The organism is Comamonas aquatilis, assembly GCF_965139575.1.
GTDB lineage: Bacteria > Pseudomonadota > Gammaproteobacteria > Burkholderiales > Burkholderiaceae_C > Comamonas > Comamonas aquatilis.
Window position 1 is genome coordinate 152573 of sequence record NZ_CBCSIW010000002.1, and the last position, 13163, is coordinate 165735.

Consider the following 13163-nt stretch of genomic DNA (forward strand, 5'->3'; position numbering starts at 1 on the left):
AATATATAAAAACATATTTAATATATATTAGACGATATCGACATGCGTTTCTATACTCCGCCCATTCGCACTCAGCTGGAGTACGAGCCTCATACACAGGAGACACGCATGCACCACATCCGCCGCCAGGTCCTGGGCCTGGTACTCACCACATGTCTGACGCCCATGCTGGGCCTGAACGCCGCTCATGCCGAGGCGGAGTGGCCAAGCCGTCCGATCCGGGTCGTGGTGCCTTATCCGGCAGGTGGCACGGCGGACATCATGGGGCGCTTGGTGGCCAACAAGCTCGGCAAGGCTTTTCCTAAAGTGAGCGTGGTGGTGGAGAACGTCTCGGGTGGTGCCACCGTGCCAGGAACGATGGCTGCTCTGCGCGATCCTGCCGACGGCCACACCTTGCTCATGGCCAGCGACAACACGCTCAACATCAACCGCTGGTTACTCAAGGACGTGCGCTACGACGGCGATCGCGATTTCTCTCCCGTCACCGTGCTCGTGACCTATCCCCACTGGCTGATCGTCAACGGCCATGGCCCTTACAAGAGCTTTGATGATCTGGTCAAAGCCATACGTGCCAAGCCGGGCAAGGTATCGATCAGCGTCAATACCGTGGGCGGTGCTGCGTACCTGGCGCTGGACAACTGGCGTCGTGAAAACGGTCTGAATTTCGAAATCGTGCCTTACCGCGGATCGCCACCGGCCGTGGCCGACCTGATTGGCGGTCACATCGATGCGCACCTGGACGTGGTGGGATCTTCCATGGCCCATGCACGCAGCGGACGCGTGCTGCCGGTGACCGTGTTGCAAAACACTCCACTCAAGGAGTTTCCTCAGGCGATTCCGCAAAACGACAGCAACCCCAAGTCTCTGAATGCACGGGTCAATCTGTCGGTGGTCGTGCGCAGCGGCACGCCAGCCGCCATCGTGGACAAGCTGTATGCCGTGCTGAAAGTCGGCGTCAAGGAAGAGGATTTCATCAAGACCGTGGACATGATGGGCCTGGGCACGGTGATGTACGAGCCCAAGAAAGCCAAAGCCTTTCTGCAGCAGGAGACTCAGCGCTATCGCGTGCTGATTGAAAAATCCGGCCTGGAAAAGCAGTAAAGGGAAATGCACGTCATGAAGTTTGTTGTTGCGCTGATCCGCCACGAAACCAATACTTTTTCGCCAGTCAGCACGCAACTGACCGACTTTAGGCGCGGAACCGGCGAGAACGGCCCAGCGTATGGCGAAGCGGCCCTAAAGGCCTGCGAAGGCACGAACAGCGCTGCTGCGGCCTATCTGGACCTGGCCCGTGAGATGGGGGCCCAGGTGGAATTTGCGATTTGCGCCAATGCAGTACCCAGCGGGCTGGTAACGCGTGAAGCGTTTGAGAGCCTGTGCGATACGGTTGTACACAGTGTCAGCCAGGGCTGCGATGCGGTGCTGCTGGATCTGCACGGCGCCATGGTGGTTGACGGTTTTCCCGACGCGGAAGGTGAGTTGCTGCGTCGCCTGCGCAAGTGCACGCCCGCCGACCTGCCGATTGGCGTGGCGCTGGATTTTCATGCCAACTTCAGCGCCGAGTTGATCCGCCACGCGACAGTGATTGCCGGCTACTGCACCTATCCGCACATCGATATCTATGAAACCGGTGTACGCGTAGGCCGCAGCATCCGTGCACTGCTGGAAAAGCGCAGCCAGCCGGTGATGCTGTGGCGGCGCTTGCCCATGCTCACGCATATGTTGCGCCAGGCCCCTTCCATGCAGCCCATGAAGGACATCATGGATCGTGCCATGCAGGCCGAGAAGGATGGACAGGTGTGCAATGCGTCGGTGTTTGGCGGCTTTCCGCTATCCGATATCGACTGCGCGGGCCTCTCGGTGGTCATCGTGGCGGAGCGCGCGCAAATCGATGCCGGCAATCGCCTGCTGGATGAGCTTTGCGAGCTGGCTTGGTCGCGGCGTGCCGATTTTGTCTTTCCGGCCGAGTCGGTGACAGCCTCTGTGGCCTATGCCAAAACGCTGGAGCAGGGTCCGGTGATCCTGGTCGACCATGGAGACAACTGCGGCGCCGGAGGCACCACAGACATCATGGCGGTGCTGGAGGAAGTGCTGCGCCAGGGCCTAGAGGATGTGGTTGCCGGCCCGTTCTGCGATCCCGCGACCGTGGCGATCTTGGTCGAACAAGGGGTGAATGCCGAAGTGACCGTGGATCTCGGTGGCAAGACCGATATGCCGGCACTGGGTTTGACCGGCCAGCCGCTGCGTCTGACGGGCGTGGTCGAGCGTCTGACCGATGGCGAATACACCGTGACCGGCCCCATGTTCACCGGCATGCGACTGAGTCTGGGGCGCACGGCTGTGCTGCGTGTGGGCACGGTGCGCATTTTCATCTCCGAGCGGCCGCAGGAGCCCAACGACACCGGCGTCTTCACCCATGCGGGCGTGGATCCTGCGCAATCCAAGTATGTGCTGCTCAAATCGCGTCAGCACTTTCGTGCGGGCTTCGAACCTTTTGCTCGGCATATTGTGTTGATCAGCGGGCCTGGCGTGTGTAGCTCGGACTATGGCCTTTTCCCGTTCAAGCATCTGAGCCGTCCCATGTATCCGCTCGATGCTGACGCCAGCCTGGCCCAGGCCGAAAGCTGGGCGCATGACGTTTGTTGATATCCAGAGAGGTTGATTTTGGATTTGGTTTATCCCGTTTGTGTCGTGTTGCTCGGCTATGTGGTGCTGGGCATTACGGGGTTTGGTTCAGCGCTGGTCATCGTGCCTTTGCTGGCTTGGCATTGGCCCCTGCCTGAAGTGGTGGCTTTGACCTTGCTCATGGATGTGCCGGCTTCCCTGCTGCACGGTGGCCTGAACCTGCGCCAGGTGAACTTTGCCGAGTTGCGGCGCCTGCTCCCGGGCATGGCGGTCGGTGCCTTGGTCGGGCTGTGGCTCTCCAGCGTGCTGGCTGCGAGCTGGCCTTTGCTGGTGCTGGGTCTGTACGTCGTCATGGTGGGGGCACAAACGTTGCGAGTCGCGCCAGCCAAACGCCCCCAGCTGGCCGCACCGTGGGCCTATGCCATGGGCGGAGCCATTGGGGTGGTTGAGATGTTGTTTGGCACTGCGGGTCCGCTGGTGGTGGCAGGGTTCAGCCGCCGCCTGTCCGATGTGAATGTGCTGCGCGCCAGCACTCCCGTGGCCATCGCCGCCAGTGCCGGCGCGGTGCTGGTGGCCATGGGATGGTCAGGCAGGTTGTCCCATGTTGATCTATGGCAGCGTTGGCTGGCACTGATGGGGGTGTCCGTACTTGGTGTGATGCTGGGCAATCGCCTGGCATGTCGCGTGTCGCCTGTAGCCTTGCGCAAGGTGATTTGCGGCCTGCTGATCGTCAGCGGACTCACGCTTGTGGCACATGCTTTGAGCTGAGACGACCGCTGCACAGCGGACATTGGCGATCGAGACAGAGCGAGATTTCAGGCCGAGTTAATTAAGGTCCGCAGCGCGTACAGAATACGACCAGGGCAGGCACTGCATTGCTGGCCGCTGGTATAGGTGGCCCTTATTTCTCCAGAAAGAGGGCCCTCAGATGGGCTGCTTTGCCAGCACTTTGCCCACGCGTTCATAGTCGGCCAGCAAGTCCTTGTGCAGGGTCTGAGAATCGCGCTGACTACTGGGTTCGAACCCGGCATGGTTCAGTATGTTTTTATAGTTGGCGCTGTTGAGCACGGCTTGCACCTGCTGCTGCACGGCTGCCTGAACCTCTGCCGACAGTGCGCTATTGCTCCACAAACCCATCCAGCCCGTGTAAGTGAGTTGCGGGTAGCCCAGTTCCTGGAAGGTCGGGACCTCGGGCAGCAGCGTAGATCGTTGCGCCGAGCTGATGGCGATGGCCTTGATTTTTCCGGAGCGTATCAGCGGCAGCGATGTGGCCAGACCGTCAAACATCAGCGGGATATGGCCGCCCATGACATCGCCCAGTCCCGGAGTTGAGCCTTTGTAGCCCACATGCACAAATTTCGCACCGCTGGCCTGCTCCAGCAGCACGCCGGCAACATGGGACATGGTCCCGGGGCTGTATGAGGCATAGCTGAGGCCATCGGCGCGGGCGCGTGCCTGGGCAATGACGTCCTTGAGGTTTTGCACCGGTAGGTTGGGCGCCGCAACCAGGACCAGACCGCCGCGCGCCAGCTCCGCCAAAGGCGTGATGGCTTTGCGCGTGTCGTAGCGCATTTTCACGATGTGCGGAATTTCGCTGACCAGAGAGCTCACGCCCACCAGCAAGGTATAGGCATCGTTAGGTGCTTGCAGCAAATCATTGACGGCGATGACGCCTGCAGCCCCTGGTTTAGGCTCGACCACAAAAGGTTGTTTGAGCGTTCGGCCCAGCTGATCGCCCAGGGCGCGTGCCACCACATCGGCAGAGCCGCCCACTGGGCCGGCCACCAGAATGCGAACCGGCTTTGCCGGCCAATGGGTAAAGCTGGCTTGCGCATGGCTGGCAGGCACGGTGCCAGCCAATGACAGTGCCCCTGCCACCCGTAGCAGCTGGCGGCGGTTGATGGGCGCATGGGGGGTGATCAAAGTACTCATCGCGTCTCCTGCTGGCTGGAAAATTTGTTTTTCAGGCGACTTAATGTAGAGATTTGGTAGTAATATTTTTCTCTTTTGGTGTCTTATTCTTTTCTTTTTGCGTCATTTGGTGCAAACCCTGATGGGGATCAAGGCCGGTTCGCAAAGACTGCCTGCTCGGTATTGGATGTGGATATGGATACGCTGGTAAGAACGGTCACCCTGAACGGATTTTTGAGCGTCTGCAACATGCATGGGCTGCGCGCTCATGAGTTGCTGCGCATAGTCGGATTGGATGCAGGCTCGCTGGTGGATGCCGAGCGGCATGTCTCGGCAGAGACCTTGTGCCGCCTTTTGGAGCTGGCAGGGGAGGAGTCCGGCTGCTCTGCCTTTGGTGTGCAGATGGCCGAGGCCCGGCAGTCCCTGGACTTTGGCATTCTTGGCAATCTGATGCGCCACAAACCCAGCTTGCGGGAAATGTGGCAGTCCGCCATTCATTACCGGCAATTGCTGAATGCGGCGCTGGCGCTGTCTTTGGAGCCCGCAGGCGACTTCAGCATTCTTCGCTTCGAAATGCTGGTCAACAGCCAGGTGCCGCAAAAACAGGCTTGCGAGCTGGTGGTGGCGGTGGGCGTGCGCGCTTGTCAGGCGGTGCTGGGAGACGGTTGGAGTCCGCATAGTGTGAGCTTTATGCATGCCGCACCGTCCGAGCTGTATTTGCACAAGAAATTTTTTGGTTGCCCGTTGAGCTTCAACAGCGAATTCAACGGGCTGCTGCTGCGCAACAGCGACCTGAATGCGCCCAATCCGGCGGCAGATCCCGAATTGGTGCGCTATGCCGAGAGCGTGGCCATGCCGCTGAGAGCCTCTGGCGAGAATCCCGTGCTGCAGGAGGTGCGCAAGAACATCTATCTGCTGATGCCGCTGGAGCAGGCCAAGATCGAACGTGTGGCTGAGCAGATGCATCTGAGCACCCGAACGCTGCAGCGTCACCTGGATCAAAGCGGAACCAGCTTTTCGGAGTTGCTGGAGAACGTGCGCAAGAACCTGGTTTTGCGTTATCTGAACAATCAGCGCTATTCCATTGGGCAGGTTGCCTCGTTGACGGGCTATACGCGCCAGGCTTCGTTCACCCGCTGGTTTCAGCTCAATTTCGGCATGTCGCCGCGTCAGTGGCGGCAGCAGAACGCTGCACACTGAGGCTTGCAGCAGAAGCTCAGGGATTGTTCGTGCATTGAAGCGCCGTGAGGCGCTTCTTTGCTTTGAACCCGTGCTTTCTGTGGCACAGGCAGCTTCCACGCGGAGCAAAGCCCATCGCCTGCATGCAGCGATGGACTCTGCAAGGGTTTTTGCGCCCATCGTCCTCCGAACAGACCCTAGTAGCGCTATCCCGTAGTGGCGCCAACTATGAAAAAGATGGCGTCATATGTGTAAAGCCAAAAGCCTTGCACAGACACACTGAGATTCGTGTTCGCAGCCTGCCAGGCATGTCGGATGGGTGGAAACACACCCTGGGTTAAGGCTTGCTTACGGCACGGCAATCACGCAATTCGCAGGAGACAACTTGAAAAAGACACCAAAAAAACAAAAGCACTGGGCCCCACTTATCCGGACTTTGGTGGCGTTCGCAATGGGAAGTGCACAGGGAACGCATACAGGGCAGTACGCGCTGTAGCGGCCCTGAATTCAGCCTTGAGTTGACAGGGCTGCTTGCGTTGCGCTTTTGGCTTCAAGCGAAAGCGAATCATCCATTTTTGCGTCCCGGCGGAGCATCGCTCATCGCGTGGGACGCCGTGTTCCTGGAGTCTTCACCATGATTTCACCCAGTGCCAATGATGCTGTGAACGAGAAGGCCGACTACAGCGTGAGTCGATCGCGCGCCTGGTTTGGCTTTGCCATGATTTTCCTGCTGATGATGTCGGATTACATAGACCGGCAGATCATCGTTTCGCTGTTTCCTCATCTCAAGGAAGAGTGGGGTCTGTCCGACAAGCAGCTGGGCGGACTGGTTTCGGTGATTTCGGTGGTGGTGGCCATAGGCAGCATTCCCGTGGCCATGCTGGCCGACCGTTTCGGCCGCGTGAAGAGCATTTTCGTGATGGCAACGGTCTGGAGCATGGCCACGATCTCCTGCATGTTTGCGCGTAACTACGGCCAGTTGTTTGCTTCTCGCGCTGTGGTGGGCCTGGGCGAGACGGGCTATGGCTCGGTAGGTTCGGCGTTGATCAGCGCGCTGTTTCCCAAGCGCCTGCATGCCACGCTGCTGGGCGCATTCTTCGCGGCCAGCTCCGTAGGTGCCGTGCTGGGTGTGGTGCTGGGCGGGGTGATTGCCGAACACTGGGGCTGGCGTGCCGCATTTGGGGCGGTGGGCTTTCCCGGGCTTGTCATGGCGCTCCTGTTCTTGCTGGTGCCAGACTACAAGAATGTGATCGTGAAGATCCGCCCGACCATCGACAGCAAGGGTGCGGGCGCACATCTGTCGCGTTTGATCAAGACGCTGAGTCGCGGCCCGACCATGTGGATTTTGTGCGTGGCGGGTTCGTTCCAGATGATTGTGGTCTCGGCCATGTGGTCGTGGATGCCGAGCTTCTTCAATCGCTACCACGGCATGCCCGTCGCGGTTGCTGCCAAGTATGCGGCCGTGCTGGTGCTGTTCGGCGCCTTTGGCGCGCTGTTCTGGGGCTGGGTGGCAGATCGTGTGAGCCGTCGCGAGGGCGCCAATAAACTGCGACTGCTCGCGTTGACCACAGTGCTCACCGCCGTCCTCTTCATTGCGGCATTCACGTTGTCGCTCACGCAGTCCCTGCAGTTCGCGCTGATACTGGCAGGCGGCTCGATGATGACTTGCACGGTAGGGGTTTCGGTGAGCGCAATTCTGGATGTGACCCATCCCGGCTTGCGTTCCACGGGGGCCGCAGTCCATGCGTTTGCCATCAATCTGTTTGGCTTGGCGGTGGGGCCGTTTCTGGGCGGCGTGATCTCGGATCACTGGAGTCTGCAGACCGCGATGGCCATCATTCCGGCCGCTGGCTTTTTTGCCTCGTTCTTCTACTGGAAGGCTTCCCGCTCCTATGGCGCCGACGCGGCGCTGGCTGCGGACATGCTCACCGACACGGCCACAGACGTGGTTTCCCAGCCAGAAGGGTATGCAGCACGTGCTGTGGGCGGGCTGCAGAAAGCGCAGGCCTGAACGCGCATCGATGACTGGCTGAAAGCCCAAAAAGCCGCAGGGTGGCAAGATCCTGCGGCTTTTTGCATTGGCTTGTAGGTATCCCAAGCCGCGCTTATTGGTATTTTTGCTCCAGTCCATCCCAGAAATCCTTGTTCACCAGGCGCTGGCGCTCCAGGAAAGGGGCGACGATGGCCGGGTCTTCATCCACCTTGTGCTCGTCGCGCAGCAGGGTTAGGCATTTGTTCATGCCGGCCAGAGCGCCTTGTAAGGCGGCATTGGCATAGAGCACAAAGCCAAAGCCCAACTGGCCCAGCTCGTCGGCGTTGAAGATGGGGGTCTTGCCGCCGATCACCATGTTCATGAGCTGGGGGCGGTCGAGCAACTGAGGCAGGGCGCGTACTTGCTGCTCCTGGGTCACGGCTTCGACAAACAGGATGTCGGCTCCGGCCTCGGCAAAAGCCTGGGCGCGCTCGATGGCGGCGTTGAAGCCGTGGACGGCAGCGGCGTCGGTGCGGGCCATGATCAGCGTGCCTTCATCGCGGCGCGCATCCACGGCGGCGCGGATCTTGCCCAGCATTTCATGGGTTTCGATCACATCCTTGCCGTTGAAGTGGCCGCAGCGCTTGGGCGAGACCTGGTCTTCCAGCTGAATGCAGTCGGCCCCGGCGCGCTCCAGCGTGCGCACGGCGTGGTAGGTGTTGACGGCATTGCCAAAGCCGGTGTCGGCATCGACCAGCAGGGGCACATCCACCGCATCGCGGATGCGGGCCGTGTGGTCGGCGATATCGGTCAGGCCCATAAAGCCTTGATCGGGCATGCCGAACCACATATTGGTCACGCCCGCGCCGGTCACATAAATGGCTTCAAAGCCCAGATCGGCAATCAGCCGGGCCGACATGGCATTGAAGGCGCCGGGAATGATGACGCCACGGCGCGCATCGGCCAGGGCTTTGAGTTTCTGCTTGGAGTTCATGAGATTTCTTAATAAAAACGACTCTGGTGCTTATCGGACAAGCGCAGCCAGCTATCAAATTTCGCAGAACTAAGGGCATGCCAGGCCAGAGGCGTGGCGCCGCCTCGGCAAAGCGCCTCAAGGGGTTAGTCCAACGAAATATTGGCGTTCTTGATGACCGGGCCCCACTTGGCGCGCTCGGCCTCTATGTACTTGCCATAGGCCTCTGGCGTGCCGCCCATGATCTGGCCGCCGCTGCTTTCGATCATCTGGCGCAAGGCCTTGTCGTTCTTGAGAGCAGCGTTGACGGCCTGGTTGAGCTTGGAGATGACGACGTCCGGCGTGCTGGCAGGAGCGATCATGCCCAGCCAGTTGTAAGACTCAAAGCCTTTGATGCCGGCCTCATTGAGGGTGGGTACATCGGGCAGCACGGCCAGACGTGTCTTGCTCGATACCGCCAGTGCATTGATTTTCCTGGCCTTGATGGAGGGCAGGGCCGAGTAGCCCATCTCGAACATCATGGCCAGATGCCCGCCCATCAGGTCGGTGGCGGCCAGAGAGCCGCCCTTGTAGGGCACATGGGTCAGCTGGGTTTGGGTCTGGTAGGCCAGCAACTCGCCCGACAGATGGTGGGCACCGCCCACGCCGGAGGATCCAAAGGTCAACTCGCCGGGTTTGGCCTTGGCGTAGGCAATCAACTCCTGCACGTTCTTGAACGGCTGATTGGGGGCCGTGGTCAGGAACAGCGGGGCCTGCTCGATCAGGATGATGGGCTTGAAGGCTGTCCTGGCGTCGTAGGGCAGCTTCTTCATCAGCATGGGGTTGGTGACCAAGGGGCCGGGCGAGCCAAAGCCGAAGGTATGGCCGTCACCGGCCTTGGCAATCACGTCCGTGCCGGTCACGCCGCCGGCGCCGCCACGGTTGTCGATGATGACGGGTTGGCCCAGCACCTTGCCCAGAGAGTCGGCAATCAGGCGGGCACGGGTATCGGCGTAGCCGCCAGCGGCATAGGGAACGATGAGCTTGACGGTGCGGCTGGGCCAGGCATCGGAACCCTGGGCCAGGGCAGCATGCGAGCCGCCCAACAAGGCGATGGATGTCGCAGCGTAAGCAGCGGTGCGAAAAAGGGTGTTTCTACGGGAAATCATGAATCTAGTCTCAAGGTTGTTTTAAGGCTCCAGCGCTTATTGGGAAAGCGCTGGCAGCTATGTTTTTCAATGCGGCTTACTTTTCCTGCATATGGGCAGCTTTGACGATCTCGCCCAGGCGTTTGCGTTCGGCATTGACGAATTTCACGAATTCGGCACGTGTGCCACCCACGGGCTCGATACCCAGGCCTTTGAGCTTTTCCACGGTGGCGGGCTCTTTCATGGCCTGGTCCACGGCGGCGGCCAGCTTGTCCAGAATCGCGCTGGGGGTGCCCTTGGGCGCGTGTATGCCGGCCCAGTGCGCAATCTGCACATCGGCAAAGCCTTGCTCCACCGCAGTGGACAGCTGTGGGTAGGCCGAGATGCGCTGGGTCCAGGTGGTGGCCAGGGCCTTGAACTTGCCTTCGTTGACGATATGGGGCAAGGCGATGATGCTGGCCTCGGACGTACCTTCGACCTGGCCGCCCAGCACGGCCGTCGTGCTTTCGGAGCCGCTCTTGTAGGGCACGGGTTGCAGCTTGGCGCCGTATTTGACGTTCAGCATCTCGGCCACAAAGTGCGGCGTGCTGCCGGTGCCGGCGGTGGCGAAGTTAAAGCCCTGGCCCTTCTTGGAAGCCTCCACAAAATCGCGCAGATTGTTATAGGGCGCGTTCTTGGGCACCACGATCACCGACGGCGCCAGGCCAATCATCACGCCCGGTTGCAGCGCATCGTCCTTGAAGGGCATGGACTTCTTGATCATGCTGTTGGAGATCACGCCTGCCGCGCTGACCAGCAGGGTATAGCCATCGGGCTGGGCCTTGGCCACCATGTCGGCACCGACGGTGCCGCCCGCGCCTGGGCGGTTGTCGATCACTACCGGCTGGCCCAGTACTTTGGAAGCACCTTCGGCGGCGGAACGGGCCATCAAGTCGTTGGCGCCTCCGGCAGAAAAGGGCACGACCAGGCGAATCGGGCGGCTGGGCCAGTTGTCTGCGGCCTGGGCGGCATGAGTGGCCGTCATCGTGGGGGCCAAGGCAGACAGAACAAGGGTTTGGGCCAGCAGGCTGCGGCGGGACAAAAACATGGTGGTCTCCTGATTTGTTATCGATCTGCCACCACGTTTGCAAAGGCCGTGCCAAAAGGCCTGGGCTCAGCTGAATGCATCTCAAGCACCTGATTTTTATAGAAATGTTCGAGTCGTAGTGCTTGTTTGACCTGATCGGATGAAGGTTGCTTGTTTCAAAAATGAAATAATGCATTTCATGAATGAAGCAAGTGAGACTAAGCCTGGGAAAAGCCTGCCTTTGCGCGTCATGGCGGCTGGTGCGGATGCGTCGCAGCTGCCGCATATCGTGACCGTGGGGCGCTACCGCATAGGGCGGGTGTTGCAGAAGATCTCGCTGCTATGGTCCGAGCAGGCGCGCTTTACCCATGTTGCGGCCTCGTTTGATGAGGCCGTGGCCCAGGTTCAGGCACTGAATCAGCGACAACCCATAGATGCTCTGGTGGGCGCCGGTGCCAGCGGTGCCTGGGTGCGCGAGCGTGTGGACATACCGGTGAGCATGGTGGAAGTGCGGGGCCTGGATTTGCTGCAAGCCCTGCGCCAGGCCAAGCTCCAGGTCTCGCCCGAGGCGCCGAATGTGGGCCTGGTGTCTTTCGAAGCCCCGTCACCCATCGTGGCCCAGTTTGATCAGCTGTTCGGCCTGGGCCTGGTGCAGATGGCTTATCAGGGACCGCAGGATGCGGCAGCCTGCATTCAAAAGCTGCAGGCCGCAGGCGTGGGGGCGGTGGTGGCGCCGGGCTTGATTTCCGATCTGGCGGAGCAGGCCGGCATGCCCAGTGTCTTGCTGTATTCCGAAAAATCCGTGCACCAGGCCTTGGGTGACGCTTTGCTGCTGGCCAGGCACAAACAGGTGGAGCGCGACCGCCACCGGCGCCTGGAGACCGTGATCGGCCAATTGCAAGATGGTGTGGTTGCCGTGGATGAGCAGGGCCGCATACAGGCCCTGAATGCACGCATGGCCTTGTTGCTGGGTGCCGAGCTTCAGGCCCTGCACGGGCGTTTGCTCGATGAAGTGGCACCGGTGCTGAGGGTGGCCCAGGTGCTGCAGGGCGATGAAGGCGGCGAGGAAGTAGTACAGCTGGCAATGCGCACCCTGGTGTTGCGCCGTGCGCCCATCTGGGAAAACGGTCGGCTGACCGGTGCGCTGCTGGTGTGCCGCGACCCGGCCGTGATCCAGAGTGCAGACCGCAGCTTGCGCGCCAACCGCAGCCAGCGCGGCGCGGGTGTGCGCTGGCGGCTGGAAGACTATGTGGGCGAAAGCCCCGCCACCCAGCGCGTGCGCCAACTGGCGCGCCAGTACGCGGCGACCGAGGCCACGGTGCTCATTCTGGGCGAGAGCGGCACCGGCAAAGAGCTGCTGGCCCAGGGCATGCACAGCGCCAGCCGGCGTGCGGGCCAGCCTTTTTTAGCCGTCAACTGCGCAGCGCTCAGCGAAAGCCTGCTGGAGAGCGAGCTGTTTGGCTACGACGAAGGCGCTTTTACCGGCGCACGTCGGGGCGGCAAGACCGGGCTGATTGAAGCGGCGCACACGGGCACGCTGTTTCTGGACGAGATTGGCGATATGCCGCTGGCGCTGCAATCGCGCCTGCTGCGCGTGCTGCAGGAGCGCGAGGTGCTGCGCGTGGGCTCCACCACGCCCGTGCCCGTGGACGTGCGGGTGATGGCCGCCACCCACGCCGATCTGGCGGCTCAGGTGGAAAAAGGGCTGTTTCGCCGTGATCTGTATTACCGCCTGGCGGTGCTGCGCCTGCAGACCTCGCCGCTGCGCGAGCGCGGCGCGGCAGATGTGGCCCTGCTGGCCCGCCGCAGGCTGGCAAGCCGCCCGGGTTTGAAAGACGAGACTCCGCTGGCATCGACCCCGCATGCAGCGCTGGACCTGCTGCTCCAGGCCATGCTGGCGCATGCGGCCGACTATGGCTGGCCGGGTAATGTGCGTGAGCTGGACAACTGGGTGGAACGCCTGCTGGCCTGCCAGCCCCATTTATGCGATGCCCAGGGCCAGCCCGATGCGGCGCGGCTGGCCGAGGTCTTTGTGGAATGCGCCGCACCGATTGCGGCTGCGGCAACGGTGAGCAAGACCCGGCTCAAGGACAGCAGCCGCGAGGCCGAGCGCCAGCGCGTGCTGCAGGTGCTGCAAAGCGTGGGCGGCAATCAGACCCGTGCCTGCGAAATTTTGGGCATCAGCCGTGCCACCTTGTGGCGGCGCATGAAAGCGGCCGTTGAATGATATTGCTGCGTATTTAATAGCATTCAGCTAAGTATCTGAAAGGAATAACTGCCTTTTTTATGTGTTTTTTATGAGCGCTGCGA

The 13163-nt window shown here is 60.9% G+C and carries 10 protein-coding genes; 6 read left to right on the top strand and 4 right to left on the bottom strand.

Annotated elements, in window-relative coordinates:
• Positions 1–42 precede the first annotated feature (42 nt).
• The 3 genes from ACNAZA_RS03750 to ACNAZA_RS03760 are packed head-to-tail and all read left to right on the top strand — an operon-like array spanning position 43 to position 3393.
• Positions 43–1101, top strand: a complete 1059-nt coding sequence (locus ACNAZA_RS03750; RefSeq protein WP_415795081.1) for a Bug family tripartite tricarboxylate transporter substrate binding protein — start codon at positions 43–45, stop codon at positions 1099–1101.
• 15 nt (positions 1102–1116) lie between these two features.
• Complete coding sequence (locus ACNAZA_RS03755; RefSeq protein ID WP_415795082.1) at positions 1117–2646, top strand: M81 family metallopeptidase; 1530 nt, start codon at positions 1117–1119, stop codon at positions 2644–2646.
• Between the two features lie 18 nt (positions 2647–2664).
• Complete coding sequence (locus ACNAZA_RS03760) at positions 2665–3393, top strand: sulfite exporter TauE/SafE family protein (RefSeq protein WP_415795083.1); 729 nt, start codon at positions 2665–2667, stop codon at positions 3391–3393.
• Between the two features lie 156 nt (positions 3394–3549).
• Here ACNAZA_RS03760 and ACNAZA_RS03765 read toward each other — a convergent pair whose 3' ends face one another.
• Positions 3550–4557 (bottom strand): Bug family tripartite tricarboxylate transporter substrate binding protein, encoded by a 1008-nt coding sequence (locus ACNAZA_RS03765; RefSeq protein ID WP_415795084.1) that lies wholly within the window; start codon positions 4555–4557, stop codon positions 3550–3552.
• 174 nt (positions 4558–4731) lie between these two features.
• On the opposite strand from ACNAZA_RS03765, the gene ACNAZA_RS03770 reads away from it, so the two are divergent.
• Positions 4732–5736 carry an AraC family transcriptional regulator gene (locus ACNAZA_RS03770; protein ID WP_415795085.1) on the top strand — a complete coding sequence of 335 codons (1005 nt, stop codon included), beginning with the start codon at positions 4732–4734 and terminating at the stop codon, positions 5734–5736.
• A gap of 613 nt (positions 5737–6349) precedes the next feature.
• The gene (locus ACNAZA_RS03775; RefSeq protein ID WP_415795087.1) at positions 6350–7726 is read left to right on the top strand and encodes an MFS transporter; all 1377 of its coding nucleotides are present in this window, start codon (positions 6350–6352) and stop codon (positions 7724–7726) included.
• Between the two features lie 94 nt (positions 7727–7820).
• Here the strand turns inward: ACNAZA_RS03775 and ACNAZA_RS03780 are convergent, their stop codons facing one another.
• The 3 genes from ACNAZA_RS03780 to ACNAZA_RS03790 all read right to left on the bottom strand — a co-directional run bounded on the left by ACNAZA_RS03780 (position 7821) and on the right by ACNAZA_RS03790 (position 10874).
• Complete coding sequence (locus ACNAZA_RS03780) at positions 7821–8681, bottom strand: isocitrate lyase/PEP mutase family protein (RefSeq protein WP_415795089.1); 861 nt, start codon at positions 8679–8681, stop codon at positions 7821–7823.
• A gap of 125 nt (positions 8682–8806) precedes the next feature.
• Positions 8807–9808 carry a Bug family tripartite tricarboxylate transporter substrate binding protein gene (locus ACNAZA_RS03785; RefSeq protein ID WP_415795090.1) on the bottom strand — a complete coding sequence of 334 codons (1002 nt, stop codon included), beginning with the start codon at positions 9806–9808 and terminating at the stop codon, positions 8807–8809.
• 76 nt (positions 9809–9884) lie between these two features.
• Positions 9885–10874 (bottom strand): Bug family tripartite tricarboxylate transporter substrate binding protein, encoded by a 990-nt coding sequence (locus tag ACNAZA_RS03790; RefSeq protein ID WP_415795091.1) that lies wholly within the window; start codon positions 10872–10874, stop codon positions 9885–9887.
• A 229-nt stretch (positions 10875–11103) separates the two neighbouring features.
• Here ACNAZA_RS03790 and prpR point away from each other — a divergent pair, with 229 nt between their 5' ends.
• On the top strand, positions 11104–13080 hold the full coding sequence (gene prpR / locus ACNAZA_RS03795; protein ID WP_415795347.1) for a propionate catabolism operon regulatory protein PrpR: 1977 nt from the start codon (positions 11104–11106) through the stop codon (positions 13078–13080).
• Positions 13081–13163 lie beyond the last annotated feature (83 nt).

Coding starts and splice junctions, on each gene's coding strand:
- ACNAZA_RS03755 (WP_415795082.1), top strand. CDS start 1,117: ATGAAGTTTGTTGTTGCGCTGATCCGCCACGAAACCAATACTTTTTCG.
- ACNAZA_RS03790 (WP_415795091.1), bottom strand. CDS start 10,874: ATGTTTTTGTCCCGCCGCAGCCTGCTGGCCCAAACCCTTGTTCTGTCT.
- prpR (WP_415795347.1), top strand. CDS start 11,104: ATGGCGGCTGGTGCGGATGCGTCGCAGCTGCCGCATATCGTGACCGTG.
- ACNAZA_RS03765 (WP_415795084.1), bottom strand. CDS start 4,557: ATGAGTACTTTGATCACCCCCCATGCGCCCATCAACCGCCGCCAGCTG.
- ACNAZA_RS03770 (WP_415795085.1), top strand. CDS start 4,732: ATGGATACGCTGGTAAGAACGGTCACCCTGAACGGATTTTTGAGCGTC.
- ACNAZA_RS03750 (WP_415795081.1), top strand. CDS start 43: ATGCGTTTCTATACTCCGCCCATTCGCACTCAGCTGGAGTACGAGCCT.
- ACNAZA_RS03780 (WP_415795089.1), bottom strand. CDS start 8,681: ATGAACTCCAAGCAGAAACTCAAAGCCCTGGCCGATGCGCGCCGTGGC.
- ACNAZA_RS03785 (WP_415795090.1), bottom strand. CDS start 9,808: ATGATTTCCCGTAGAAACACCCTTTTTCGCACCGCTGCTTACGCTGCG.
- ACNAZA_RS03775 (WP_415795087.1), top strand. CDS start 6,350: ATGATTTCACCCAGTGCCAATGATGCTGTGAACGAGAAGGCCGACTAC.